General features: G+C 66.0%; 27 protein-coding genes and 1 pseudogene. 16 read left to right on the top strand and 12 right to left on the bottom strand.

What is annotated here, in order from left to right:
• Window positions 1-8: 8 nt before the first annotated feature.
• Complete coding sequence (locus tag P12x_RS29400) at window positions 9-863, top strand: spondin domain-containing protein (protein WP_435008674.1); 855 nt, start codon at window positions 9-11, stop codon at window positions 861-863.
• An 83-nt stretch (window positions 864-946) separates the two neighbouring features.
• On the opposite strand, the gene P12x_RS29395 is transcribed toward P12x_RS29400, so the two are convergent.
• Window positions 947-1,606 carry a hypothetical protein gene (locus P12x_RS29395; RefSeq protein WP_435008673.1) on the bottom strand — a complete coding sequence of 220 codons (660 nt, stop codon included), beginning with the start codon at window positions 1,604-1,606 and terminating at the stop codon, window positions 947-949.
• Between the two features lie 520 nt (window positions 1,607-2,126).
• Between P12x_RS29395 and P12x_RS29390 the strand changes: the two genes are divergently transcribed.
• Window positions 2,127-3,263, top strand: coding sequence for a DUF1559 domain-containing protein (locus P12x_RS29390; protein ID WP_435008672.1), 1,137 nt, complete (start codon window positions 2,127-2,129; stop codon window positions 3,261-3,263).
• Window positions 3,264-3,301: 38 nt separating this feature from the next.
• A complete protein-coding gene (locus tag P12x_RS29385) occupies window positions 3,302-3,820 on the top strand; it encodes a hypothetical protein (RefSeq protein ID WP_435008671.1) in 519 nt (172 codons plus the stop codon).
• A gap of 21 nt (window positions 3,821-3,841) precedes the next feature.
• On the opposite strand, the gene P12x_RS29380 is transcribed toward P12x_RS29385, so the two are convergent.
• Window positions 3,842-4,600 (bottom strand): RNA polymerase sigma factor, encoded by a 759-nt coding sequence (locus P12x_RS29380; protein ID WP_435008669.1) that lies wholly within the window; start codon window positions 4,598-4,600, stop codon window positions 3,842-3,844.
• 938 nt (window positions 4,601-5,538) lie between these two features.
• Here P12x_RS29380 and P12x_RS29375 point away from each other — a divergent pair.
• The 7 genes from P12x_RS29375 to P12x_RS29345 all read left to right on the top strand — a co-directional run bounded on the left by P12x_RS29375 (window position 5,539) and on the right by P12x_RS29345 (window position 11,809).
• Window positions 5,539-6,915, top strand: a complete 1,377-nt coding sequence (locus tag P12x_RS29375) for a sigma 54-interacting transcriptional regulator (protein WP_435008668.1) — start codon at window positions 5,539-5,541, stop codon at window positions 6,913-6,915.
• An 82-nt stretch (window positions 6,916-6,997) separates the two neighbouring features.
• Complete coding sequence (locus P12x_RS29370) at window positions 6,998-8,077, top strand: DUF1559 domain-containing protein (protein ID WP_435008667.1); 1,080 nt, start codon at window positions 6,998-7,000, stop codon at window positions 8,075-8,077.
• 102 nt (window positions 8,078-8,179) lie between these two features.
• Complete coding sequence (locus tag P12x_RS29365; RefSeq protein WP_435008666.1) at window positions 8,180-8,932, top strand: hypothetical protein; 753 nt, start codon at window positions 8,180-8,182, stop codon at window positions 8,930-8,932.
• A gap of 63 nt (window positions 8,933-8,995) precedes the next feature.
• On the top strand, window positions 8,996-9,355 hold the full coding sequence (locus tag P12x_RS29360) for a hypothetical protein (RefSeq protein ID WP_435008664.1): 360 nt from the start codon (window positions 8,996-8,998) through the stop codon (window positions 9,353-9,355).
• 141 nt (window positions 9,356-9,496) lie between these two features.
• Window positions 9,497-10,171 (top strand): suppressor of fused domain protein, encoded by a 675-nt coding sequence (locus tag P12x_RS29355; RefSeq protein WP_435008662.1) that lies wholly within the window; start codon window positions 9,497-9,499, stop codon window positions 10,169-10,171.
• Window positions 10,172-10,453: 282 nt separating this feature from the next.
• On the top strand, window positions 10,454-10,894 hold the full coding sequence (locus P12x_RS29350) for a hypothetical protein (RefSeq protein WP_435008661.1): 441 nt from the start codon (window positions 10,454-10,456) through the stop codon (window positions 10,892-10,894).
• Between the two features lie 180 nt (window positions 10,895-11,074).
• The gene (locus P12x_RS29345; RefSeq protein ID WP_435008660.1) at window positions 11,075-11,809 is read left to right on the top strand and encodes a hypothetical protein; all 735 of its coding nucleotides are present in this window, start codon (window positions 11,075-11,077) and stop codon (window positions 11,807-11,809) included.
• Window positions 11,810-11,842: 33 nt separating this feature from the next.
• Here the strand turns inward: P12x_RS29345 and P12x_RS29340 are convergent, their stop codons facing one another.
• The 7 genes from P12x_RS29340 to P12x_RS29310 form a co-directional block, all read right to left on the bottom strand.
• Window positions 11,843-13,537, bottom strand: coding sequence for a serine/threonine-protein kinase (locus P12x_RS29340; RefSeq protein ID WP_435008659.1), 1,695 nt, complete (start codon window positions 13,535-13,537; stop codon window positions 11,843-11,845).
• A 99-nt stretch (window positions 13,538-13,636) separates the two neighbouring features.
• Complete coding sequence (locus tag P12x_RS29335) at window positions 13,637-14,584, bottom strand: hypothetical protein (protein ID WP_435008658.1); 948 nt, start codon at window positions 14,582-14,584, stop codon at window positions 13,637-13,639.
• 67 nt (window positions 14,585-14,651) lie between these two features.
• Window positions 14,652-14,996: a hypothetical protein gene (locus P12x_RS29330; protein WP_435008657.1), complete on the bottom strand. Its 345-nt coding sequence runs from the start codon at window positions 14,994-14,996 to the stop codon at window positions 14,652-14,654.
• A gap of 238 nt (window positions 14,997-15,234) precedes the next feature.
• Entirely contained in the window at window positions 15,235-16,272 is a 1,038-nt protein-coding gene (locus tag P12x_RS29325; RefSeq protein WP_435008656.1) for a N(4)-(beta-N-acetylglucosaminyl)-L-asparaginase, read from the bottom strand.
• Between the two features lie 147 nt (window positions 16,273-16,419).
• Window positions 16,420-17,460 (bottom strand): DUF1559 domain-containing protein, encoded by a 1,041-nt coding sequence (locus tag P12x_RS29320; RefSeq protein ID WP_435008655.1) that lies wholly within the window; start codon window positions 17,458-17,460, stop codon window positions 16,420-16,422.
• Between the two features lie 140 nt (window positions 17,461-17,600).
• The gene (locus P12x_RS29315) at window positions 17,601-17,807 is read right to left on the bottom strand and encodes a hypothetical protein (RefSeq protein ID WP_435008654.1); all 207 of its coding nucleotides are present in this window, start codon (window positions 17,805-17,807) and stop codon (window positions 17,601-17,603) included.
• A gap of 141 nt (window positions 17,808-17,948) precedes the next feature.
• Window positions 17,949-18,443, bottom strand: a complete 495-nt coding sequence (locus P12x_RS29310; protein ID WP_435008653.1) for a hypothetical protein — start codon at window positions 18,441-18,443, stop codon at window positions 17,949-17,951.
• Between the two features lie 332 nt (window positions 18,444-18,775).
• On the opposite strand from P12x_RS29310, the gene P12x_RS29305 reads away from it, so the two are divergent.
• On the top strand, window positions 18,776-20,635 hold the full coding sequence (locus P12x_RS29305; RefSeq protein WP_435008652.1) for a M2 family metallopeptidase: 1,860 nt from the start codon (window positions 18,776-18,778) through the stop codon (window positions 20,633-20,635).
• A gap of 311 nt (window positions 20,636-20,946) precedes the next feature.
• Here the strand turns inward: P12x_RS29305 and P12x_RS29300 are convergent, their stop codons facing one another.
• Window positions 20,947-21,864 carry an NADP-dependent oxidoreductase gene (locus tag P12x_RS29300; RefSeq protein ID WP_435008650.1) on the bottom strand — a complete coding sequence of 306 codons (918 nt, stop codon included), beginning with the start codon at window positions 21,862-21,864 and terminating at the stop codon, window positions 20,947-20,949.
• Between the two features lie 139 nt (window positions 21,865-22,003).
• On the opposite strand from P12x_RS29300, the gene P12x_RS29295 reads away from it, so the two are divergent.
• The gene (locus P12x_RS29295) at window positions 22,004-22,453 is read left to right on the top strand and encodes a DUF6228 family protein (RefSeq protein WP_435008649.1); all 450 of its coding nucleotides are present in this window, start codon (window positions 22,004-22,006) and stop codon (window positions 22,451-22,453) included.
• 100 nt (window positions 22,454-22,553) lie between these two features.
• Here P12x_RS29295 and P12x_RS29290 read toward each other — a convergent pair whose 3' ends face one another.
• A complete protein-coding gene (locus tag P12x_RS29290) occupies window positions 22,554-22,943 on the bottom strand; it encodes a hypothetical protein (RefSeq protein WP_435008648.1) in 390 nt (129 codons plus the stop codon).
• 168 nt (window positions 22,944-23,111) lie between these two features.
• Between P12x_RS29290 and P12x_RS29285 the strand changes: the two genes are divergently transcribed.
• Both P12x_RS29285 and P12x_RS29280 read left to right on the top strand, forming a co-directional pair.
• Window positions 23,112-23,306, top strand: a complete 195-nt coding sequence (locus P12x_RS29285; protein ID WP_435008647.1) for a hypothetical protein — start codon at window positions 23,112-23,114, stop codon at window positions 23,304-23,306.
• Between the two features lie 296 nt (window positions 23,307-23,602).
• Window positions 23,603-24,034: an Hsp20/alpha crystallin family protein gene (locus P12x_RS29280; RefSeq protein WP_435008646.1), complete on the top strand. Its 432-nt coding sequence runs from the start codon at window positions 23,603-23,605 to the stop codon at window positions 24,032-24,034.
• A gap of 326 nt (window positions 24,035-24,360) precedes the next feature.
• On the opposite strand, the gene P12x_RS29275 is transcribed toward P12x_RS29280, so the two are convergent.
• A complete protein-coding gene (locus tag P12x_RS29275) occupies window positions 24,361-24,606 on the bottom strand; it encodes a hypothetical protein (protein ID WP_435008645.1) in 246 nt (81 codons plus the stop codon).
• Window positions 24,607-24,838: 232 nt separating this feature from the next.
• Between P12x_RS29275 and P12x_RS29270 the strand changes: the two genes are divergently transcribed.
• Both P12x_RS29270 and P12x_RS29265 read left to right on the top strand, forming a co-directional pair.
• Complete coding sequence (locus tag P12x_RS29270) at window positions 24,839-25,630, top strand: hypothetical protein (protein WP_435008644.1); 792 nt, start codon at window positions 24,839-24,841, stop codon at window positions 25,628-25,630.
• Window positions 25,631-25,876: 246 nt separating this feature from the next.
• Window positions 25,877-26,011, top strand: a pseudogene (locus P12x_RS29265) (IS5 family transposase); the annotation flags it as partial.
• Window positions 26,012-26,217 lie beyond the last annotated feature (206 nt).

Genomic DNA, 26,217 nt, shown 5'->3' with positions numbered 1-26,217 from the left:
CGGAGTCCATGCACAACAGGTTGATACGAAACGGTCTGGGGACGCTCGCCGCGTTGCTGGCCCTGGCGGTGGCGAGCCCCGCCGACGCGGGGATCATCGACATCACGGTCACCAACAACCAGCCGGGCGGGGGTTTCGCCTTCTCGCCGGTCTGGTTCGGCCTGCACGACGGGTCGTTCGACGCCTTCGATCCGGGCGAGAGCCTCAAGGGGACTCCGATCCAAACCGTGGCCGAGCTGGCGAATACGGGCCCGATCTCGGCCGCCTTCTCGGGCCTGGGCCCTCAGATCACGGTGGGCTCGATGCCCTACTTCCCGGGGGCCTCGGTCTCGGCCTCGCTGAACGTCGCCGATCCGACGGCCACGCGGTTCCTGAATTTCGCGTCGATGGTCGTGCCCTCCAACGACTTCTTCTTCGGCAATCCCTCCCCCCTGGCGCTCTTCAACGCCGCGGGGCAGCTGATCGACGCCAATGGACTGGTCACCCAGACCCGGACGATCCGGATCTTCGGCCGACAGGTCTGGGACGCCGGCACCGAGGTCGACGACGCCAACTTCGGGGCGGCGTTCCTCGTGGGCGACAACATCACCGATCACGTGGATCAGAATGGGTCGGCCCAGCTCGTCTTCGGCGGCTCGAACGACCTTTCTTCCTACCTCAACAGCCTGGACGGCCGGGCGACCCCGGCGGGCTTCGACATCTCCCACCTGATCACCCCCGACGACCTGATCGCCACCATCGTGATCACCAACTCCGTGGCCGTGCCCGAGCCCTCCTCGCTGGTCCTGGCCGGGGTCGGCCTCGCCGGGGCCCTCGGCCTGGGCCGGGCCGGGCGCCGGATCGCCCGGGGTGCCTCGGCCTGAGGAGGGCAACGCCCATCACGATTCTCGATCGAAAATGATCATTCTTTATTTCGTTTATCAATTTTCGATCGAGGATCGATGGCTCAGGATCGCGAGCCGAAGTAGAACCCGACGACCGCCGCCAGGAGGTTCTCCGGGCCGAATCGGCCGAGGTGGACCCATCCCGAGAACAGCGAGTCGACCTGTTCGGGCGGGATCAGGGGATGGAGGCGGTTGGCGACCAGCCCGGCCAGGGCGATGGCCGCGACCATCGAGGCCAGGGCCCGGAGGTCCTCGAAGGCCCGATGCGGCCTGTGGCCGCGATCCCGCCACCAGGTGATCGCGGCGTTGAGCCCCACGCCGAGCAGGAACCCGCCCACCATCAGGAGCGTGACCGCCGCCGGATTCTGGCGGACCTGGGCCAGATCGCCCCGGCGGAACAGGAAGGCCGCCACCGCCAGGCAGCCCGCGACCAGGATCAGTCGGACGCTCCCCCGGGGCAGGTAGAGCGGCGGGGGGCCGGGGTCGACCTCCGGGGCGACCCTCCGGCGACTGGCGAAGTAGTGCCCCATGATCACGAACAGGAGGTCCCGGAGATAGTTCGGGATCTCCTCCGTCGGCCGGAGGACCAGCAAGGCCCAGGCCATCCCGAAGACCAGGATCGCCAGGAGGGCCCGGACGCTCCCCGAAGGGAGCCCGAAGGCGTGAATCCGCCGCCAGTCGACCTCGGTCGGAGCCTTCGAATCGAGGAGTTCGGACGCCATGAACATCTCTCCGGGTGGGGAACCGCCGGTGCGCAGGGGAGTTCGCCCGGCCCCGGCGATTATTCACCCGGATGAGTCCCGCAAACCGGAAGACTCCATCTCGGGTGAGCTTACGATGAGAGAAGGGCCCGCTACCCTTGAGCCGGCCCGCTCCCTTCTGTCCTTCGGCGGGCAAAATTCATCGAATCCACGCGAAATCTACGCGGCAATTCGCCACATGCTTCGTATACTTAGATTCCCGAACCGCGATGACCCAATCGTGGAGCAGGGCACGCTTGCGAGGCGTCCAGGCTCCTTGAGCGATTCGATCAGCCCCGCCAGACCGCCCATGACCGGCGTGATCATTGACCGTATCTTCCCGCCCTTGTCGCCCGACCCATTGACCAGACCAGGCCCGCCATCCCCCAACCTTGAGAGGCACGAGCCTCTCCCCAACCCGGGCAGCACCCGGGCCCTATGCAGGCCGATCGGCGGCCTTGCAGATCCCTCCTCGAATCCCCCCAATCCTACGAGTCGCCCCATGCCGCTTTCGAATCGTCGACGAGGCTTCACCCTCATCGAGCTCCTGGTCGTCATCTCGATCATCGCCGTCCTGATCGCCCTGCTCCTGCCGGCCGTGCAGGCCGCCCGCGAGGCCGCCCGGCGCGCCCAGTGCACCAACAACCTGAAGCAACTGGGCCTTGCCGTCGCCAACTACATGGCGACCTACGGCTCGACCCCGGTCCACGAGTACCGCCGGTCCGACGAATACGGCGGGACCGCCGGGACTTCCGGCAACCGGGCCTGGCATTGCCAGATCCTCCCGTTCATCGAGCAGACCGCGATCCATAACGCGCTCAACTTCTCCTATTCCGATGGGTTCTATGGCGCGAACAACATCGTGAATGGCGTGAACGCCACCGCCCAGAAGTCGCAGATCTCCACCTTCCTCTGCCCCTCGGACGGGCTCACCTGCCTCCCTCAGGACGGCGTGGTCAATTCCGCCGGCGGCAAGCTCGGCAACAACAATTACGCGGGCAACACCGCCCACCCCCGGAACGTCCTGGTCCCCGGCAATTCCCCCAATGGCGGCAACGTCCCGTTCTCGCAAGGCGTGATCTCGACCTCCCGGATGTACACCTCGAATGGACCTTGCAGCCCCGGGAAGGCCGCGACGACCAACCAGAACGTCAGCATCGCCAGCATCACCGACGGCCTCTCCAACACGGCGGCCGCCAGCGAGTCGCTGATGAACGACGGCACGGGCAAGTCCGGCGACAAGCGAAGGCTCCTGAACTATACCAACTCGGCCCTGGTCGAGCAGAACGACGTCCCGGCGATCCTGGTCGTCCGAGACGGCCTGGCGGGCCCGCAGAACTGGCAGGACTGGAGCATGTACAAGGGCTCGACCTGGGCCTTCACCGACGGCTGGGAAGGGCACCTCTACGCCCACCTGCTCCCCCCCAACGCCCCGCCGATCCACGTCTACTACTCGGACACCCTACGCTGCTTCGAGGGGGACTCGGCGATGAACCCGACGAGCAATCACCCCGGCGGCGTGAACATCGGGATGATGGACGGCTCGGTCCGGTTCATCAAGAACACCGTCGACCTCCCCACCTGGTGGGCCCTGGGCACCCGGAACGGCGGCGAGATCATCTCGGCCGACTCGTTCTGATCGACCGTCGCGACGCCTCCCGGGAGAAACCAAGGCCGATGATCGAGGCCCATCGCCAGATGGCCCGATCATCGGCCCTGCCCATGGCCGACATCCATGCGCCTTCACGAATCCCAAACTCCGAGAATCCCATGACTCGCGCGCTCTGCCTCTGCTTCGCGGCCTCGATCCTGATCGGATGCGGCGAGACCGCCGAATTCAATGCGGATGCGAGCTATTCCCCCGAATCGCTCGCGCAGGAATTCGCCTTCCGCTACAAGGCCCTCCCCGCCCGGGCCACGCCCCGGCAGCGAGCCCTCGCCGAAGCCCGCGAGAAGGCCAAGGCGGCCATCCCCGACGTCGACGCCCAGACCAAGTCCGCGCGCTCCGAGGAGGCGACCAAGGCCGCCGACGCCCCGACCCTGGAGAAGCTGATCGCCGAGACCGACGGCAAGCTCGCCCGGGTCCCCAAGATGTCCCGCGCCGAGGCCGGCCAGAAATTCGTCGAGGCCCTGGGCAAGGACGGCGGCATCGACGCCGAAGACCTCGCCGAGATCTCCGGCAAGCTGGCGAAGTGACGAGTGCGGCCGGGGGCCGGATCAGGGCTTCCCGTCTCGACGCTTGATGGCCGGCTTGCAGTATTTGTGGAGGCCCAGGTCGATCAGCTCCTGCTCGATCTGGTCGGGTGAAGGGTGGTCCAGGCCCCCGGAAACCTCCTTCACCAGGAACTCGACGAACCGGTCGCGCGACCGCTGCAAGGCCATCCTGAGGCCCCCGGCCTGGATCGGCCGCCCCAGGGCGACCGAGAGGCGTTCGGCCAGCTGGGTCGAGGTCAGGTCGGGGTGCTCGATCCGGAGCTGCAACACGGTGTGGTAGGGTTGCCCGGTCTTCTCCTGGAGATCGGCGAGCGACCTCCAGGCCTTCGACATGATCTCGGCCCGCCAGCTGGCCAGGAACCGACGATCGAAGTCGGATTCGCCCTCCTTGGAGGACGGGTCGGCCGCCTCGGGCATCAGTCCGCTCATCGGCCGGGGCCGGACCTTCTTGCGCCGGTGGTAGTCGATCATCAGGTTTCGCAGGGCCCGCTTGACGAAGTCGCGGAAACGGCCCCGGGCGGGGTCGACCCGGTGGAAGTCGCCCCGGAGGAACCGGACGGCGAATTCCTGATCGAGCTCCTCGGCCGCCTCCGGGTCGCGGAGGGCCGCCAGGAGATAGCGGTGGACCGCCCCGGCGTAGCGGCTCATCAGCTCGGACTGGGCCGCGGCCACCTCCTCCGGCGTCCCCTGGTGCGCCTGGAAGACGAGGGTCCACTGGGTCGAGATCTGGGTCAGCCGCGGGTCGATCTCCTCTCGCTCCACAAATCCTGCCCCCCGTGACCCGAAGGACGCCGACCCAGCATCGGCGTGGGACGTCGTCCAACCTCTGCATCGGAACGACCAGCTCGCCTTACTTTACCGGCCGATCGGCCCGAAATGTTCAAAAATCCGCCCGGGCTCCGTGACGAACGCCGACCCGGTGCGTATAGGCAGCTGACAACGGCGAGAATCGAGTCATGCCGGCTTCCGAGTCGATCCGATCCGGAAGCCACCCTCCGACATGCCTCCCCTCGATTCTCCGGATACTTCCTCCTCGATATCTACCTTGATGGTCCCTACCCAAGGACGATCTCCCTGTTGCGCCGAAGGGTCGAGACTCTACCCAGGGCACCCGATGGGGTGATCCCGACCTCACCAGCCGTCGATCGCACGCATCATCCCTTTTATCCGGCGGTGTGATCGATGGCCTGGTGATCGGACTCCGGCGACCTGGTCTCGCCGGGCCGTCGAAGATCGGGCGGCGCGACGCTGGGTCGCCCGATCGACGACCCATTGCCGCTCGACGGACGACGCTGTCCGTCGATTTTGATATTCATCGAATCTTTGGTTTCAACCTCCATAGAGCCGGATGGGCCGCGTTTCCGGGATCTCGGATCAAAACGGTTGGATAATGGCTCGCGACCATGATAAGTATGAGTTTGCAAGTTCGCGGATTCGAGATTGACGCTCGGCTACAATTAGCGAATTGGCCCCTCGACGTCGCGAACGGGTTGCCTCGCGAGTCATCCCGCCAATTCCGGTCGTCCCGGCTTGGCGCATTTTCGGGGGGGATCTAACCGGATGGTCGGGAGGATCCGGCCGTCGGGATATCGATCGTTGAGCGGAAAGTTCCTTCGATGTCCGACCGACCGATCACGGAGACGGGTTTCTCCCCCGTTGACGTTCCCCTTCTGTGCCCACCGCCCGAGGGCCGGCCCGTCTTGTTAGTCACGAGCGATCCGTCGCTGACTGTCGAGATCGGGGCGGCCATCGACTCGATCGGCGGGCTCGCCCTGGAGGTCGTCGCCGATGAGATCCAGGCCCGCGACCGGTTGTCGACCGGATCGTTCGCCCTGCTCCTGGTCCACCAGGACGGGGATCGGGACCGGGCCGAGTTGATCCGACCGGCCCGGAAGGCCTCCCGGCTCGTCGAGACGATCGTCATCGACGAGGGGCGGGGCGACCGTCGGGCCGAGGCCCTCTTCGAGGTCGGCGTGGCCGAACGCCTCACCCGCCCGATCGATCGGAAGCGGCTCGCTTATCTCCTGGAGATCCGCGGGCGTGAGGCTCCCCATGGCCTGGGCTTCAATCTCGACGGGATCCCGAGCATCGAAGGGACGATCGCCCGACTCGACGCGACGCTCTTGCTGACCGGCGAGCCCGGGACGGGCAAGACGTGGCTGGCCCGGCGGATCCACGGGCTCTCGACTCGGCGGGACCGCCCCTTCCTGTCGGTCGACCTCCTGGAGATATCGGCCCGATCGATCGAGAGCGCGGCCTTCGGTCACGCCCGAGGAGCCTTCCCCGAAGCCGATCGGGATCGGGTCGGCGCGTTCGCCGAGGTCGACGACGGGACCCTCGTACTCGACGAGATCGGCTCGCTCCCGATGTCCTTACAGGTCAAGGTCCTCCGGGCCATCGAGGATCGGGCCTTCGAGCCAATCGGGTCGGACATACCCCTGCCCGTGAAGGCCCGACTGATCGTCACGAACCGCATGCCGCTGGAAACCGAGGTCGCCGAGGGTCGATTCCGCGCCGACCTGTTCTATCGGCTCAACGTCCTCTCGATGAGGTTGCCCCCGCTCCGCGAGCGCGGCGACGCGATTCCGGGCCTGGCTCGGAAGTTCCTGGAGGAGTTCGCCGGCCTCGGCTACGGCCCGGCTCGCGAGTTTTCCCCGGACTCGATGCGTGCCTTCATGTCCTACCCCTGGCCCGGCAACATCCGAGAGCTTCGCGAGACCATCGAGCGGGCCATCCGACGCTCCAGAGGCGAGATCATCCCGATCGAGGACCTGCCCGCGACAGTCCGGAAGAACCACCAGCCGTCCCGATCCGCAAGGTCCAGGTCCGCGGCACGGGGCCGGGTCCCCGACTCCCTGACCCTCTTGCGTCAGGACTCCGAGCGGAGAAAGATCGAACTGGCCCTGGCCAATCACAGGAACAACCGGCTCAGGACCGCCCGGGAACTGGGGATCAGCCGGGTCACCCTCTACCGGAAGCTCCAGAAGTACGGCATCCAGGCCGACCCGGCCAGGATTGACGCGAAGGGTCCGGGGCAAGCCGGAGACAACCCCGAATTCGCGCCGGATTGTGGATAGGGGCCGCCCGTCGTATAACGGAGACCTCCGATCAGCGGGGCACGCGATCGGCGCGGGAGTTCTCCACCTCCGGGCACATCACATGCGCAACCCATCTTGCCGGGCCGCCTTCACCCTGATCGAGCTGCTGGTGGTGATCGCGATCATCGCCGTCCTGATCGCCTTGCTCCTGCCGGCGGTCCAGGCGGCCCGCGAGGCCGCCCGGCGGATCCAGTGCACCAACAACCTGAAGCAGATCGGGCTGGCCCTGCACAACTACCACTCGATCACCAACGTGTTCCCGCCGGGGCGGATCAACACCTACATCAGCGGCAACGGCCACTGCTGGGGGGCCTATTCCCAGTTGCTCCCCCAGATGGAGATGCAGCCGCTGTTCAACGCGATGAACTTCAGCATGAACCCCGACCCCGACTACACCAACTCCAGCGCCGTGGTGAACCAGACCGCGGCCGTGATGGTGGTCGGGACCCTGCTCTGCCCGTCGGATCCCGGGCCGGCGCTGGTCCCGGTCGGGGGCGGGCCTTACGCGACGCACAACTACCTGATGAACGTCGGATCGGGATACTCGGTCGTCCAGAAGCCCCCCTCGGGGGCGATCCCGCCCAACGGCATCCTGTTCGAGAATTCGGCGGTGTCCATCGCTTCGATCACCGACGGGACCTCGCAGTCCGTCGCGGTCAGCGAGACGGTCCGATCGACCGACGGCTCGCCGACCGGCCTGAACACGCAGACCGTCTTCGCCAGGGACCCCCTGGCCGGGTTCGTCATCACCGGGAGCAACAAAGCGGGGAACGGCCCGCCGATCCTCGACGACGCCAGTTACGCGAGCCTCTGCCTGACCTCCACCCCCCCCGGGTTCCAGCCGACCCGGGGCGTCAAGTGGCTCTACGGGGCGCCCGGGCACAGCATGTACAACCACCGGCGGCCCCCCAACGACAAGCGGTACGACTGCCGAGGGGGACTGCCCCACAGCGACAAGAGCGCGGCCGACTGGCAGAACCTCTCGCTCAACGTCACCTCCCGGAGCCGGCACCCCGGCGGGGTGAACTCGCTCTTCTGCGACGGCCACGTCCAGTTCCTCAAGGACTCGATCAACGTCCTCACCTGGCAGGCCTTGGGCAGCCGGAACGGCGGCGAGGTCGCCTCGGCCGACTCCTATTGAGGATTTCAACGATTGTCTCGCCCCCTCTCATCGAGTAATTTCGGACTCGCAACCGGGCGAGCTTCGCCCGGACTCTCCAGTCACCCATGCGAGACGATCCCCATGAGACGGCTCCTCGGCGCGATGGCCCTGACGGCATTCCTCGCGGTCCCCGGCACCCCGACCCGGGCCGACGAGAAGGACCTGACTCCGCTCCTCGACAAGGCCATCGCCGCCCTCGGCGGCGAGGAGAAGCTGGCCAAGGCCGCCAACGCCACCTGGAAGGGCCAGGGCACCCTGACCTTCGAAGAGAACGAGACCGCGATCAAGACCAAGACCACCGTCCAGGGGCTCGACCATCACCGGGCCGAGTTCGAGATGGACTTCAACGGCAACGAGGTCAAGGGCCTGACGATCCTCGACGGGGATAAGGGCTGGAGGAAGTTCGGCGACGACCTCCAGGACCTCGACGACGACGCCATCGCCGCCGAGAAGCACCGGGCCTACCTCCAGGCGGTCCCCACGATCCTCCCGCTCAAGGGCAAGGGCTTCAAGCTCGAATCCGCCCCCGAGGAGAAGGTCGACGGCAAGCCCGCCGACGTGATCAAGGGGACCGGCCCCGACGGCAAGAAGTTCACCCTCTACCTCGACAAGGAGTCGAGCCTGCCCGTCAGGCTCAGCGCCACCGTCAAGGGCTGGCAGGGCGAGGACTTCGTCCAGGACACGACCTTCAGCGACTACAAGGAATTCGACGGGGTCAAGCGGGCCACCAAGTCCGAGAGCAAGCGCGACGGCAACCCGTTCGTCAAGGTGGAGATGTCCGAGTTCAAGGTCATCGACAAGCCCGACGCCAAGGCCTTCGCCGAGCCGAACTGAGGAAGAACCCTCCAAGTCGTTCCTTACCTCCCTCTCCCTGCATCGGGAGAGGGAGGCAATGGAATGACCGATGGCTTCGGCCCAGGATGCGCGATCATGGACGATGCTCACGTCTACAAAGTCAACGAAGTTATCGCGTTGCTGGATCGGCTCCACGGTCAAACGATCCGTATTGCGGGCGGTCTGGGCCTGGGGTTCGAGGGAGTCTCGATCTGGCACATCCCCAAGAGCGAATGCCTCCCAGGTTACTCCTCAAGCCTATGGGCTGATTTCGACCTCGATGCCATCGGGTATAGCCTGGAGCAACTCGGGAAGTTCAATGCACGTCACGTTGTCGTCGCCGCGACAGTCAACCGGGATCATCAAGGGCATTTCAGCCTGTGGCCAGCAAGTGTTTTGATCCGGTCCATTACCAAGGGCTAGCGAGCAACGGTACTCTCCGAGATCTCATCCAGTCGGCCTGCTCCCTGAAGCGAAGCCGTCGCAGACCTACCAAACGGCGTTCGATCTCCCGAACAGTTCCACGAACCCAACCGATATCAGAACTGCCGATAAGGAGCCCGAGTGTCGTCCCCATCGTGGCAAGACTGGTTCGAGGGGGCGTGGGCGGATCGCGAAGAGAACATCTACCCCGAGCGATTCGGGTCGGACCAGCGAGGCATTTTCACCCTCTCGCACGACATCTTTCTGGAGACGTTCCAGCAGCCCTCGTTCGATCCTCGATGGCTCTTTTACGGCGTGTTTGAATACAGCCCAACCGCGACTCGGTCCTCCTGGCTGTACGTGACATCGGGCATGTCGAACGCATGGGAAGACGATGAGCCTCGCGCGGACGGGCCCTCCGGATTCGGCTGCGAGTTTGTCCTGGAGACCGTGGAGCAGGGAGACTGGGCCATCCTCCGGCTTCAACATCTGATGGCGTTCCAGATCCTCCTGGCACACGGTCGCTATCCCGGACGCGATCCGATCGAGCCCTACGACCGCATCCCGCTTCGAGCCTCCATCACGCCGGAGTCATCGGAGTTGCGCTGGTTGATCCTGGCCTTGCCGGTCTCCTTCGATCCGAACTTTCGATTGTCCTCGGGATGGGTCGAGTTGTACCAGGTGTTCGGAGCGACCGAGGAAGAATCGGCCTACGCCCGGGAACACGGCGGCGACGATCTGGTGAGGCTTCTGACGCAAGCCGGCGAATATCCGGTCACCAATCCGAGGCGAAAGTCGGTGGTCGGCCCAGCCTGACGGGCGCTCCGATAAACACGAGTCGCGGCGACATCTGATCCCGGCCGCTCCGCGCAGAGACCAGCGACATCGAAAACGCGCTGGCGAGCGGGATGGATTTGAGGACATTCTGGCGATCGTGGGCCAGAGTCCCATAATCGGTCTCTTGCGGGTTAATCCATGGTCACAGCCGAGCAAGTCCGGAAGCTCCTCTCGATCCATGGGCGCATCCGGCCTCAACCGCCCGGCATGTGGAAGGGAAAAATCTCGCTCCCGGCCCCTCTCGAGCAATACTTTCTCGAGGTGGGGCCTGTCGATGTCGAGATCGAGACGTATGGAAATCCATACTTTCTACCCCGCCTGGCCAACCTCTGGAAGTTCCAGGCGGGCTATCGCTGGAACGGGCTGAACGGCCAGCCCGTTGAGGACTGGGATGATGACTGGCTCGTGGTAGCGGACCAGGGTGGCGACCCGTTCATCCTGTCCCGAAGCTCCGGCACGGTGCTCTTCGCGGAGCATGGGACCGGTGGGTGGGAGCCGAAGGAGATTTTCCCCGACCTGAACATCATGGCGGCATGCCTGGGGCACCTGGGGTCCCTGGTCGTTTCCGCCGGTGCGGCATTGACTGACGAAGGCTCTCTCATAAGGCCCGAGCATCTCGAACAGGCATTAATTGGCATGAGGCGATTGGTCGGCTCAATGTCGGATGCGGACTTCATCCTCGTGACATTGGGCTGGGGATGAAGCGTTTTTTCGATCTGCTGCGGCAAGGCCGGGATGGGCAGTCCGTAGCGTTTCGAATGGTTCGGGGCCGGTGATCCGGGGCATCGTGAACGCTCGGCACAAGGCTTGCCGAGAGGCTACAAATGCTGATTAGGGAAAGGAGCCGGCGTCTCAGCTTCCCGAACCCGAGATGGAATCATTATGCGTAGAGTCATGGGCAGGCTGACGGACCGTCCCGTGTCGAAGGGCACGCAGACCCTGGTCATGTCCTACCTGGGCGTCCGGCGTGCCATCGGCATCATCGGCCTGATCCTGCCGGTCGTGCTCGGCCCGGTGGGTTGGCTGGCCTTCGGGATCGAGATCCAGGACAACATGAGCAGCTACTATCACACCGAGTTGCGAGACGTATTCGTCGGCTCGATGTGCGCGATCGGCGTCTTCCTGTTCTGCTATCGGGGCTACGACTGGATCGAGAGCTGGACCGGATACTTCGGGTGCATCTCCGCCCTCGGCGTCGCCCTCTTCCCGCTCGACGCCGGCAGCGATCCGCTGCATCAGCGGTCCCTGTTCGGTTATTTTCACACCCTCAGCGGCGGCGTGTTCTTCCTGACGCTGGCCTTCTACTCCCTGTACCACTTCCCCGACGCCCGGTCGGGGAAGCACGAGGTCGCCCCCCACGAGTCCCTTCGCGATTTCATCTACCGGGCCAGCGGCCTCGTAATCCTGCTCAGCCTGATCGCGATGGGGGCCCACATCTTCTTGGTGCCCGAGGAGCTGAAACGTCGCTTGAACGACTACAACTTCCTGTTCTGGGGGGAGTGGGTCGCCGTCTGGGCCTTCGCGGCCGCGTGGCTCACCAAGGGTCGGGCCATCCTCGTCGACATCGCGGTCGACCTGATGGCGCTGCCGAGCCGGCTTTTGCGGAAGCACGAGTAGGCGGGATTTTCGGCCATCGGCGACGCCGGTCAATCACGCCGACCCGGCCGAGGCGGCGTCTTCCCGGTCGAGTTCGGCCCACCAGAGGTCGGCGCGGTCGGCGTCCCAATCCCTGGCGGCCTGGCAGGCGGCGAGGGCCCGGCCCATCGATCGGGCGTCGGGATAGCGTTCCTCGGGCTTCTTGGCCAGGGCGGTCAGGATGACTTTTTCGAGGTCCTCGGGGATGCCGGGGTGGATCTTCGAGGGGGGGACGACGGGGTCCCGGGCGTGGGCCATCATGATCGCGAAGGCGCTCTCCCCCGCGAACGGCGGCTGGCCGGTCAGGACGAAGTAGGCGACCGATCCCATCGCGTAGACGTCGGCCCGGGCGTCGAGATCCTGGCTCCCGGTGGCCTGCTCGGGGGCCATGTAGGAGGGCGTCCCGCTCACGGTCAACTCGGAGGTCAGGGCGACGGAGTCCGGATCCTTGGTCAGCTTCACCAGGCCGAAGTCGAGGACCTTGGCGATGTCGGTCTCCCCTCCTCGACGCGCGACGAAGATGTTGGCGGGCTTGAGATCGCGGTGGACCAGGCCCAGCGAGTGGGCCTCGGCCAGCCCGGCGCAGGCCTGGCGAAGCAGGAAGATCGCCCGGCCGGCGGGGAGCGGACCGGCCTTGACGACCAGGTCGTGCAGGCTCATCCCGGGAAGGTATTCCATCACGTAATAGAACGTGCCGTCCTCGGAATGGCCGTAGTCGTAGATCTCGATCGAGTTGGGATGCGAGAGCCTCGCGGCCGAGCGGACCTCGCGCTCGAACCGGCCGAGCGCGACCGGGTTGGCCCCGGCCTCGGGCTTGATCAGCTTCAGGGCGCAGGGACGCTTCAGGAGCTGGTGCTCGGCGAGATAGACCTCGCCCATCCCCCCGACCCCGATCTTCCGGAGGAGCCGGTACTGGCCGAATTTCCGGGCGTCGTGCAGCTCGACCCGCAGGCCGTTGAGCACGTGCGCCCCGTAGATCGCCAGCCCCGCGCCGATCAGGAGGATCAGGAAGTTCGTCCCGGGCGACTCGATCGACCGGACCCGGTGGATGACGTCCAGCAGCTCGGGGTGCTCCATCAGCAGGGCCAGGCTGACCAGGGGGGCCAGGGACATCGTCAGGATCACGCGGGCGGCGATCTTCCAGTGATTCGGGATGAACACCCCATAGAGGAACATGAGCGCGTACATCTGGATGATGCCGTTCTTCATGTAGGCGACGGTCCCCGGGACGTCGCCCGCCAGCAAGAGGTCGCGGTTCACCACGAACTGCGAGATCACCACGATCGTCGTCAGGCCGCCGAACAGCGAGAACTCGGCCCATCGGACCTGGGCGGCGGTCATCGGGACGTCCCGGACCAGCACGACCGCGAGGGTCGCCGCCAGCGCCAGCCGGACGGCCGCCATCACCCAGACCATGTGGTGGTTGGCATCGTCGCCGGTCAGCAGGATCCAGGCCAGGAGCACCGTATAGGCCACGGCCAGGAAGATCGAGGCGGCCGCCAGTCGGCTCCGTCGGAGCGTGTTGGTCTCGCCCGCCAGGCTCCCCCCGGAGGGCCCCGCGACGATCGCCACGGGGATCGAGTCCCGCGACCGGTCGACCGGGATCGAGCCGTCGGGCCCGAGGTGGAGCGCGCCGAGGGCGACGGTGGGCTCGAGTTCGATGACCTCGGCGTCGAGCAAGGCCGAGGGGGCGTCTTCGGGCGCGGCCATGATTCTCGTGTCCTGAATCCGGTGTTCGTGAGCGATCAACGATCCGGGGGGAAGGAGTCGGCCGATCCGACCCGCCCACCGGTCCCCGACTCGGTGGGTTTACGGCTGGCCGATCGAGTTGATCTGACCGCCGACGTCGCGGGCCTTCCTCGCGGCCTCTTCCCCGACCTTCCCGAGGTCGACCGACTTCGCCCGCTTCACCTCGCCGATCATCTCCCGCTTGAGGGCGGCGGCCTCGTCGCGGACGCCCAGGGAGGCGGCCCCCTTGCCCCGGTTGCTCAGCGAGGGGATGAAGGTGAAGGCCAGCAGGACCATGCCGATCGTGAGGATCGGGCCCACGACCCGGAGGGTCGGCTTCCTCAGCTTGTTCCAGTGCTTCGACATGTAGACGAACGTGAGCGGGGGGATCAGGAACATGATCCCCTGCGCGATCCCCTCGCGGAACGGGACGACCGCGATGTTGGCCAGGCCGGTGACGACCCGGGTGAGGTTCAGGAGGACCACCACCGTCGCCCCGAACAGGGCCAGCGGGCGGCTCCGGGTCATCGCGCCCAGGAGGATCACCATCAGGAACGGCACCGAGACCAGGTAGGCCGTCTCGTTGAGCCACCGGAAGACGCGCTGGACGCTGCCCAGCTCCTTCCGCCAGACCATCTTCGCGCCGCTGGCCGGTCGGCCCGTCGAGACCAGCATCCCCTTCTTGGGGCGGGCGGGCTTGGCCAGTTCGTAAGGCAGCCCGTCGCCCAGGTCGTCGTCGATCCGGGCCTTGATCGGCCTCCCCGTCTTGCCGATCGGCAGGCTCTCGACGGTCAGCGGCTTGAGTCCGACGTTGCTGTTGGCATTGGCCAGCCACGCCATCGAGTCGCCCCCATCGGCCCCCGCGCCGACCGCGGCGAGGGCCGGCATGGCGATCATCGAGGCGATCTCCTGGGGCTTGGGGATCGCCATCATCTGGCCGCACTTCTTGCAACGGCCCTTCTTGCCGGCCGAAGTCGGTGGGACCTCGAACCGGGCGCCGCAGCTCTGGCAGAAGAAGACGATGTTCATCGGGACGCTTTCCTCAATCGCTCGCTCGAACCCGGGGCCGGGGCCTGGCCCCATCGGGGCGAACCGCTCAGAAGAGCACCAGCGGGATCCCCAGGACCAGCAAGATCCAGAACAGGATCCCATCGCCGAACTTGCTGATCAGCTTGAAGTAGACGGTCGAGAGGATCAGGGTCGCGGCCAGCCAGGTCAGCCAGGGAGAGAGGCCGGTCGCGGCGCTCGCCCGGAGCAGCCACGCGGCATGCAGGTCAAGCTGACGCGTGCTCACGACGAAAACATAGCTGATCAGGGCCACCAATGAGGTGTAGAGGATGCCGAGAAAGAGGAAATGATCCTGGAGAGTCTCGAACTTCACGAGAGCTTTCACGATGCTGAAGAAGAGCATCATCTTCAAGAAAAAATAGATGCCCAACATGATCGATTGGTTCTCTCGGTCGACCGGACCGTGGTCGGGTCGGGCTTGCGGACGCCAGGATTTGCTTCGGGACCGCGACGGAGCGTCGATGATAACAGGTTGCTTCCAATTCACAAGTACCGAATCCATCGGGCCGAAAATCGACGTTCGGCCTATCGTCCGCAGGACGGGCCGGGGCGACCGATGCCACCCCGGCCCGCCCGACTCGCGAGCCCTGCCCCCGGGGCTCGCGAGCGGCTCAGGCGATGAGGACGTCGGTCTCGAATGACCGGACCGAGTCGCCATCGTGGACGAAGTAAGTCGCCGGCCGGTCGAGGCTGGCCGAGGCCACGGTGCCGTCCTTGGCCAGGGCGTAGAACACGACCCCGGCGTTAAGCTTGCCGTCAGGCCCGCGGAACCGAGGGTCGCGGGTCGAGACCTCGCCGATCCGCTTGAGGACCTCGACGATCGCGTCCTTGGGGGTCTTGCCCTGCCTCATGAACTCGACGAGAAGGTAGCTGGCGCAGTTGGCCATGTTCAGCTCGCCCAGGCCGACCGAGCCGCACGAGCCGACCGTGTTGTCCAGGTAGAGCCCGGCGCCGATGATCGGAGAGTCGCCCACCCGGCCGGGGACCTTGTAGCCCAGGCCCGAGGTCGTGGTGCAGCAGGCCAGGTCGCCGTGGGAGTCGAGGACCGAGCAGTGGACCGTCCCGTGGGTCACCCGCCGGTTGATCTCGCGGGCCTCGGCGTCGAGCATCGCCAGCGACTGGGGATAGCGGTTGCCCCGGAGCTTCTCCTCCTTCCACTGGATCCAGGCCTTGCGGGTGGCCTCGGTGGTGAGGTCGACCTCGGGGAAGCCGTGCTCCCGGGCGAACTTCAGGGCGTTGTCGCCCACCAGGAGGACGTGCCGGGTGTGCTGGAGGACGGCGCGTGCGACGGCGGCGGGGTGGAGGATGTTCCGGAGCCCGGCCACGCCGGCGGCCCCGTGGGTCCGGCCCTGCATGACCGCGGCGTCCAGCTCGACCACGCCCTCCTCGTTGGGCGTCCCGCCCAGGCCGACGGAGTGGTCCTCGGGGTCGGCCTCGAGCAGGGCCACGCCCTCGATCGCCGCGTCGAGCGGGTCGGCGCCGGCCTTGACCCGCTCCATCGCCAGCTCGGCCACCTTGGCCGACCCGCTGATGACCACGGGCCTTCGGTCGCCCGCGGGCTTCTGCGGCGAGGCCCCCAGGGCCAGCGTGGCCATGCTGGCGGCACCCGCGGCGGAGAGGAAGTCGCGACGGTTCACGGTGGGTTGCATCGGAGGTGTCCTGTCGGAGGTCTTCGGAGGATCGGCCGGACGATCGCCGACTCGGCGGATCGCCCGGCCACGAATGAGGAGACCCGACCCTCCGCGGAGGAGGGCCGGGCCTGGATATCGGGTCGGCGGAGATGGGGCCGGGCCCGATCAGTACGAGTCGGCGCTGACGACCTCGCCGCGATTCCGGGTCGAGATCGCCTGCCAGACGCCCCAGGGCGTGCCCGGCGGGTAGGAGATGACCCCGTTGGAATCCTGCGTGATCCCGATCGGCAGGCCGGACGAGGCGTCATAGGGTGCCGTGTTGATCGTGTCCTTGATGAACCGGACCGAGCCGTCGGCGAAGGCGGCGTTCATCCCGCCGGGGTGCCGGCTGGAGAAGCTGTGATAGAGGATCGCCACGTTGATCCCGAGCAGCCCGGTATTCGTGGTCCCCTGATTGATCTTCTTCTGGGGGTTCAGCGGCTGCAAGGTGTTGGCGAGGGTATCGGCGTTGTTCCCCGAGGTCCACCAGATCCAGTCCCATCGGCCGCCCTGGTCGAGCAATCCGTAGGCCAGCTCCCCGAAGGCCATCGTGTTGCTGGTGCCGTCGGTGATGCTGGCCAGGCTGGCATTGGTATTGTAGGAGAACATGCCATCGTGCTTGGAAATGCGGGCCGAGTAGGCCGGATCGCATCCAGGCTCGGCGAAGCGGCCGACGTAGTAGGCCGTGCCGGTCGAGCCCCGGTAGCTGACGTGCCTCATGGTGTAACCCAGCTCCGGCCGGATTTCCGCCACGTCGGGATCGCTCGGGCAGAAGTACGTGTTGACCGCGACGCCCGCCACCGTCCTGTTCTGCACGAAATCGTAATGGACGTTGAAGTTCTGTGCGTTGTAGATCTGGGACTGCTCGATGAACGGCAGGATCGACAGGTGGATGCTGTGCTCGTGCCGCCCGGCGCACGGGCTATAGCTCGGGTCGCCGCCGCCGTTGCCGTGGAAGGCCCCGATCGGGTAAGACCCGGTGGCGCTCTCATAGTTGGCCAGGCCCAGGCCGATCTGCTTCAGGTTGTTGGAGCACTGGGCGCGGCGGGCGGCCTCGCGCGCCGCCTGCACGGCCGGCAGCAGCAGCGAGATGAGGACGGCGATGATCGCGATCACCACCAGCAATTCGATCAGCGTGAAACCTCGACGAGCGACGGACTTCGACATCAAGAACTCCTTCGGTGGACCTTCGGCTTCGATCTTCGGGCCGAGGAATGATGGGCGGATCGAGGACGACGGGGCGACCGGGGAATAAGCGGACGGTCGACGCGGATCGGGAGTGACCGGATCCCACTCGGAATCGGAGATCACTTCTTCCTCTTGCGGGAATCCTTGACCGGGATGCCCGGGAGATTCTCGTTGTCCTTCTGAAAGTCGTCCTTGCTCTTGCTGATCGGGAGCGCGGGGAGACCCTCATCCTGGCCACAGCCGGCCAGCCCGAACACGCCCGCCGCGGCCACCGCGCCGAGGGGCATCGCCCACAGTTTCCGAAGCACTTCGCGCCTGCCGATCATGGAGTTTCGCCTCCCTTGGGGTGGTTCCGAGCTTCGAGACCCGGCCGGTATGCCGGGGAATCGGCCGTCTCCACGACCTCATGTTGGCCGTGGAATGGCCCCTGCCATCGATCCGCGATGTCGATACGAATCCGGATCGACCTAGTTGTATGAGACCGGCGCCTGGTAGGCGGTGATGACCCGGACCTTCGATGTCGAGGCCTTGATGACCTCGACCTCGGCGCCATCGGCCGTCGTGAGGGTCGACTCTTCCAGGACGGGGAGCACCTCGATGAGGATCAGGAATTCATCCAGAGGCTGCACCGATATGGTCTCCCGGAAGGCATGGCCCGCCTCATCCTTGAAGGTCAGGATGGCGTCGAACCCCTTGACGTTCGCGATCGAGTGCCCGACCCGCTCGCCGGGGTTGATCCGGGGGAGTTCCAGCTTGCCGCCGGGATATTCGAGCCTCAGGTCGACCATCGGCGTCAGCAGGCCGTTGGTGAGCGAGACCGAGACCCCGCCGGAGGGAGTCAAGGCGCGCCCGAAGGTCTTGTAGAGGAGCGAACCGAGCAGGATGACGTTGAAGACCACCAGCAGGACCGCGATTCGCGATCGCGGGCCCGCCTTGGGCCCTGGATTCTCGACCGTTCCCACGAAGGACCGCCTTTATGCCTGATAGAAAGCGCGGGAGTGAATGTTCGGGATGTTCAGAGGGAGGGCCGCTGGGCCTGGACCGCGCCGAGAGGGGTGGGACGACGGTCGGGACGTCGAATCCGCAACCTGGCGGATTCCTTCGGACTGATCCGGCGAGACATTAATCGTCGGCATGACGTTTGTCGAGCTTTTTTCGCCCTGGATTTTAATTTATCCGGATGGCCCGAGGAGCGCCCTCGGCCCATCGCCCGTGCTCGCCCCTTGACGACCGTCGAGGACCGGTCATCCTGGGTGGGACCGCCCTCCCACCCCTGGACCCGGAGTCGCCCCCGATGCCCGAGCCGACCTCGATCCCGACTCACGCCCGACGCTCGTTCCTCCGGAGGGCCCTGGCCCTCGCCTCGGCCGGGCCGATGGCGCTGGGGGCCTCGCTCCGGGCCTCGGCCTTCGATGGCCCGACGATCGCCCGGGCCGAGGAGTTCCTGGGCGGGTACGTCCGGGGTTTCCTCCCGCTCTATACCGCCGCGAACGAGGCCGCCTGGGCCGCCTCGACCGACGTCTCCGAGGCCCACACCGCCGCCCAGATCGAGAAGGCCCAGGCGCTCAACGAGTTCGTCGGGTCGCCCCGGGTGATCAATGCGGTCCGCGATCTCCTGGCGAACAAGGCCGACCTGGACGAAAGCCAGGTCCGTCAGCTGGAGAAGGTCCGCCTCCGGGCGGCCGAGGTCCCCGGGACGATCCCCGAGGTGGTCAAGGCCCGGACCGAGGCCGAGGCCCAGCAGTCGGCCGCCCAGGACGGGTTCGTCTACACGCTCGAACGCCCCGGAAAGCCGGCCGAACATCCCTCGGCCAACGCGATCGACCGGGCCCTGATCGAGTCGCGCGACCTCGACGAGCGCCGGGCGGTCTGGGAGACCTCCAAGTCCATCGGCGCCCCGCTCCGCGACGGGATCCTCAAGCTCCGCGACCTCCGGAACCAGGTCGCCCGGTCGGTCGGGTTCGACTCGTTCTTCGCCCTCCAGGTCGCCGACTACGGCCAGACCGTCGACCAGATGATCGCCACCTGCGACGGGATCGTCGAGACCGTCCGGCCGCTCTACGAGCAGCTCCACACCTGGGCCAAGCACGCCCTGGCCAAACGCTACAACGCCCCGGTCCCCGAAGGCCCGATCCCCGCCCACTGGCTCTCGAACCGGTGGGGCCAGAACTGGCCGGGGCTGGTCGAAGGGGTCGACGCCGATGGCCCTTTCAAAGGTAAATCCCCCGAATTCATCACCGAGCAGGCCGAGAAGTTCTACGTCTCGATCGGCTTCCCCGGGCTCCCGAAGTCGTTCTACGAACGGTCCGACCTCTACCCCGCCGACCCCAAGTCCGGCCGGAAGAAGAACTCGCACGCCTCGGCCTGGCACATCGACCTCCGCGACGACGTCCGGAGCCTGATGAGCATCGAGCCCGACATGCGATGGTTCACCACGGCGCACCACGAACTCGGGCATATCTACTACTACATCAGCTACACCACGCCGGAAGTCCCGGTCCTCCTCCGCGAGGGGGCCAACCGCGCCTACCACGAGGCGATCGGCGAGCTGATGAGCCTGGCCGCCGGCCAGCGCCCCTACCTCAAGTCGGTCGGCCTGCTCTCCGACGCCGCCGCCAAGGCCGACCCGGTGACCTGGCTCCTGGAATCGGCCCTCGACGGGTCGTCCATCGTCTTCCTGCCGTTCTCCGCCGGGGTCATGACCCACTTCGAACGCGACTTCTACGCCGGGACCATCCCCGACGGCGACCTGAACGCCGCCTGGTGGGGCCACGCCCTCCGCTACCAGGGGATGACCCCCCCCGGGCCCCGCCCCGAGACCCTCTGCGACGCCGCCACCAAGACCCACATCAACGACGACCCCGCGCAGTATTACGACTACGCGATCGCCACCGTCCTCAAGTTCCAGCTCCACGACCACATCGCCCGGGTGATCCTCAAGCAGGACCCCCGCGACTGCAACTACTACGGGAACGCCGAGGTCGGCAAGTTCCTCCGGGGCATCCTCTCCCTCGGAGCCACCCGAGACTGGGACGCCGTCCTCCGCGAGACCACCGGAGAATCCCTGACCGCACGCCCGATGATGAACTACTACGCCCCGCTGCTCGACTGGCTCAAGGAACAGAATCAGGGCCGCAAGGTCGGCTGGGCGTAAAGGCGATGACACGTGCGTAAGGGCTGCGCTTACGTGCGACCGGCGAGCGTCGCCGGCGAATGCCGTAGCCCTTTCGATCCGCCTCGCGGGCTGGCCCTGATCACGGGGCACCACCTTGATTCCCCAACCGAGGCATCGCGCAGGATCGAACCGCACCACTCCTGACCTTGGCGGCCCCGTCGGTGATTTTGGGCTTCAACCCGATCGTTCCGATGTACGAACATCGACCCCGCGGCCTGGTACAATGGGCGGTGTCGGGGGCCGAAAGTGACCGGCCTGACGATCGGATGGCCGTCCTTGGCGCGTGTCACTCACGGACGGACGCGGATGATCGTCTTCCCCGCGCGTCGCTCGGTTGCGTTAAGGGCGGCAACAGCGTCATCGAGGGTCGAGGCCTTGCCGATGTTCGTTCGCAGTCGTCCGTCCTGCACCCTCCGGACGATTTCGACCAGTTGGGAGCGATCGGCCTCGACAACGAAGTCGATCGCCCGTCCGTCGGCGGGGCGAGCCTCGGGCGGCCCGGCGATCGTCACCAGCGTTCCACCCGTGCAAATCAGGCCGGCGGACCTCCTTCCGATGTTTCCGCCGAGTACGTCGAAAACCAGATCGACCTCGCCGACATCTTCCAGGGTGTCGTTCTCGAGGTCGACGAACTCCTGCGCGCCGAAGTCGAGGGCCGCCTGGCGGCCGGCGGCCCGCCCCGTTCCGATGACGTGAGCGCCGGCCTGGCGTGCGAGCTGGGTCGCCATCGAACCCACCACCCCGGCCGCGCCGTGCACCAGGACGCGATGCCCCGCTTGCAGCCGGCCGTGATCGAACAGCCCCTGCCACGCGGTCAGGCCCGACATCACCAGGCTCGCGCCTACGGTGAAGTCCACATCGTACGGCAACGACGCGAGGTTGCGCGCCTCGACGGCGACATACTCCGCCAGCGTGCCGTCGCGATACCAGTCGGTAAGTCCGAACACCCTTTGTCCCACCGACAGGCCCGTCGTTCCATAGCCGAGGACGGTGACCACTCCGGCCAGCTCGTGGCCGGGGATCGACGGCGTCCGATCACGGCCGAGGCGATCGGTCCAGGTCGGGGCCCACGTCAGCTCATCCCGGGTGAATCCAGAGGCATGAACCTGAACGACGACATCGTTTATCGCTGCCCGGGGCTCGGGCCGCTCCACCAGCTTCAGCCCTGCCATTCCCGCGACCTGATCCGTCACAACGACTGCCTTCATTGCCCGCCTCCCAATTCTGGATGTTTCTCGGCTGCATCCGAATGAGGTTCTGGTTGAGAGCGTGCCGGACGCGGTATCCTGGGCCCGGGCGGCAGCACAACGAGTTGGGCTGCTCACCTCGGGGCGGCAGGAGAGCCTCATGCCAGTTCCGCTACCCAAGGATTGCGACCAGATCGCCCAGTTCGCGATGAGCGGGGAGAATCGGCCGGCGTATTTCGCGTTGAGGGCTCTCTATGACGATGAGGACGGGGAGCGTAATTATCTCGCCTCATTGATGAACAGGGGCATTTCGGCTTCTAGCCAGACCTGGGGAATTGATCGCGCAGCTTTCGTCGCCTACTTCGAGAGCCTCGCCACCAATCGCGGGGGCTGGGACGGCGAGAAGCGGGTGGCCAGCCTGGACGAAGACCTTTCCATCGCCTGCACCTACGAAAGCGACCATCCGGCCCCTCTGGCAAGTTTCGAGGTGCGGCTAGCTTCAGACCAGTACGATCCACACTGGATCGCCCAGGTTCGGGTGGAAGTTTTGGCGGAGTTCCTCGGCGATCTCGCGAGGCGGGCGCGGATGTTTTTCGGCGGGAGTGCGTGACCTGGCACCGCATCGCAACTCTCCCGTCACGGGGTAGGCTCCGATACGAGTATCCGGCGGACGCGTCGGTTGGATCGACCCGACGCGCCCCGCATCGCGGTTACTTGTCCTTCTTCTCTCGCTTGCCCTCGATCTCGAACTCCTGCGTTCGGTCCCCGACCTCCACCTCGCCTTTCCCCTTGAGCTTGTCCCCCTCGACGGTCAGGGTGTAGTCGATCGGGATCTCGCGATCCATGATCTTCCTCACGGCGGAGAAGGTCATCTTCCCGTCCTTGAATTTCAGGTCCTTGAGCTTCTCGTCCTTCTGGTTCGCCCAGCTCATGGTCCCGGTGAACTTGTCCCCGTCCTTCTTGATCTCCAGGGTGGAGGTCCGCTGCTCCCCGCCGATCTCGTACTCGCAGTTCCACGTCCCGACCGGATCGGCCGCCTTGTCGTCCGCCGCCAGGCCGCAGAGCCCGAGGGCCAACGTCAGTGAGAGAATCGCAGTCATGATCGCCTCCGCACTAGTCATGGGAATGGTCAACGCTATCTCAATCCGGCCGCGATTCTACCCGTTCCGCGACCGGTGGCCAGGACCAAACCGCCTTGGCGCAACCCTCTCGCCACGATACGATGGTTTTGTCCACCATCCGCCCGGCGGAGCGAGGCGATGTCAGAAATGAAACGGATTGCCCTGTACGTTCCCTGCCCGTCCTGCGAGGGGCATGGGCGTATGCCCGACCAATCTCACCGGCCGCGGACCCGGCTCTGCCCGGGATGTCAGGGAGCGGGCCTGGCACTCACCAAGGATGGCCGGGCGATCACCGACCTGATCCGGGCCGCGAAGGCGGAGGAGATGTTGCCGGATTTCTGATGTTCGGACCTGAGGGCCCCATCCCTTCCTGTCAATTTGGCGGAGCATGATACGGTGACACACCCGCCAACTTGGCAGTCAGCAACCGGCCTGATTTTTCTCGGCAATTCAACCTAAGATACTATAAAAATAGGATTTAGATCAAACGGCCGATGATTGGCGCGCGGCTTGCCTTTCTGTTTCCCGGAAGTGGCCGACGGGTCGGTGTTCTACGGGCCTCCGGCCAGGCCGCTCTCGCATGATTGGCGATTTCCCATTCAACCGTTGCCCGTGGACCATTGAATCGGAGGTTCCCAATGCTCCCCATCACTCGCAACAGCCAAACTCCCGTCGCCGCCTTCCCCGCCAACCGCATGGATGTCCTGTTCAACCGCGTCTTCGGCGAGGATGACCTGGTGAATCGGGCCTGGACGGCCGCGCCGATCGCCATGTGGGCCGACGACGACCACATTTGGGTCGAGGCCGAGATGCCCGGCATGGCCGAGTCGGATGTCGAGATCACCGTCCACAGGGATACCCTGATCATCAAGGGTGAGCGCAAGGCCGAGGAGGGGCGGCGATACCTCTATAATGGCCGTGCCTATGGCCGATTCGAGCGAGCGGTCAGCCTACCGGAGGCGGTCAACGCCGAGGCCGTGAAGGCCACCCTCAAGGACGGCGTGCTCCGGGTCGAGCTGCCCAAGAGCATCGAAGCCAAACCAAGGCGGATTTCGATCAGCTCGAGCTGAAGCAGGCGGCTTGGAAGCCAGCGAGATGGCCGGCCGGCATCCTGCCGCGCCGGCCGTTTTCGTCGGGAGAGGAGAGATGTTGCCGGAAGGTTAGAGGCTGCGGATCCGCCTCCCCCGCCTCCCGTCCCGAGACCATCGCGCGACGATCACTGCCAGGCATGGGATGGCTACGCCGAGCCGCCATTCCCAGCGGCCATGCCCGGCGAGCAGACCCCAATATCCCGAGATGAGAAGGGCGTGCCCGACGAAGCCCGGGTCGAGCCACGGCGTTTCGCGCCACCTGAAGTCGCTCGGAACGAACGGGCGGTGTCCGGGGTCGCCCTCCGTCATCTGCGCCGCTCCCGCAGGAGATGGACGGCGAACCCACAGAGCACGCCTCCTCCGATGAAGGGCGCGCCCATCACGAGCAGCCACCCGCTGAGGTAGCCGACCATCGGCCTGTCGCCCGTGCCATGGAGCGAGGCGTAGGTCAGCGCCCATGCGAGCAAGGCCAAAAGGCCGATCAAGGCCCCGAACGTGGCCCGCTTGCAGAGCCGGACATCGTCGTCGAATCGTCGTTGCGAGTAGAGCATGACGGCCTCCGGTTGGGGGGACTCGTGAGACACATCCAGAATACCGGGGCCGGCGGCGGAGGATTAACCGAGGGGTGCGGACCGATCCGAGACATCCGGGTGGGCTCTGGCCAACCGAGCCCCCGCATCGCCTCGTTACTATCGCCATCCCGCCTCGAGCATGGGTAACATCCACGGCGGGCAGGCCGGAAGAGGCCTCCATGGGCTTCCGGGGAAGGCGGAGGGACCAGCGATGCTCCGGATCGAGCCGCAACGGCGATATATCGTCTACCCTTCCTGGGCCGAAGGGCAAATGCCGTGCGGATGGGCGGTGATGCCGGATGTCCTGGCCGACCCCGAAAATAGCGGCTTCCTGGATGACAACGACCGCATCTTCCTCGAGGCCAACCGGGGGCTCTATCCCGCCAAGGTCCAGCCATCGGTCTGCCTCGACGGCCCCTGGGGAGGAGGTGTCATCGCGGTACAAACCGATCCACACCCCCAGCGGTGGCTGCCCGATCTCGCCATCCCCCGGATCGGGAATACCCGCACCCCGGCCATGATGCTCCACCCGCCGGGGTTTCGCCTCCCGGTTACCTATCTGGAGCCCATGTCCGACACGGCGAGAGGTCATGAGTTTTTGGGCAGGGCACCGAGGCTCTACCCGACCATCATGACGGTGGAACATGTCGAGGCGGAGGCCGATGGGGCTTACCTCGTGGTGGTGCATAAGCCGGGGAAACTTCCCGGCTTACCGAACTTGGCCGTCGGCTTCAACGGCTTCGGGCTCGCACTGGAGGGATTGAAGGAGGCTCCTCGTGGGCTTGAAGCGGAAATCGCCCCCTGGTTCGACGGCAAGTCGGGGCTGACGCGTGCGTGGTTTCGGCTCCAAGCACGCGACGAGGGTCTGGGCCTCATCTTCGCCGTGACGATCTACGTCGCGCTGCACTTGCGGAGTGTCGCTGGTAATCGGCTCATCAGCACTCACCTGGTCGGTAACATCGAGGGGAAGCCCAATTTCATCCGCCAGGCATGGGGACGTTAGCGGTAGATTTGAGGGGTTGAAGTCTTCAACAAGATGTTATCAGGGCTTGCCATGCAGCCCGGCGAACCGGGTGGGGCGATCCTTCCGGGCCGGGCTGCCGCGGGGTTCGCCCTGCTCCGCCCCCGCGGGAAAAACCCTCCGCATCCCTATCGCTTCCGACCCACGGGGTCCCTACCGAGCTAAGGCACGCCCACGTCGTCCTCGCATTCGGACGGCCTGCAGCCGTCCAGGGAGGCTGCCGCCCATATGCCGGACGAATTCTTCGACCCCGTCGCCCATCACTTGCCAACGGACCAGCCGGCCGGGCCCAAGGGCGGCAGGCCAAGGATCGGCCACCGCACGGCCCTCCGGGTAATCCGGTTCGTCCTGGCCGCCGGCACCCGTTGGGAGGACGTGCCCGAGGAGTGGGGCTGCTCCGGCCGCACCTCCCATCGGCGTCTCCCGGGCCCGGGAGGAGGCGGGCGTCTGGGACCGGCTCAAGGCCGACCTGCTCCGGCTCCTCACATAATTATCAGATGCGTAATCCCGAATTTTCGGCTTCTCGCCGCCCGCGAATTTCCCGAAGAAATTCCTCGATCCTCGATAGA

The sequence above is a fragment of the Tundrisphaera lichenicola genome (assembly GCF_051175385.1).
Lineage (GTDB): Bacteria > Planctomycetota > Planctomycetia > Isosphaerales > Isosphaeraceae > Tundrisphaera > Tundrisphaera lichenicola.
This window is presented reverse-complemented; position numbering and strand designations above follow the sequence as displayed.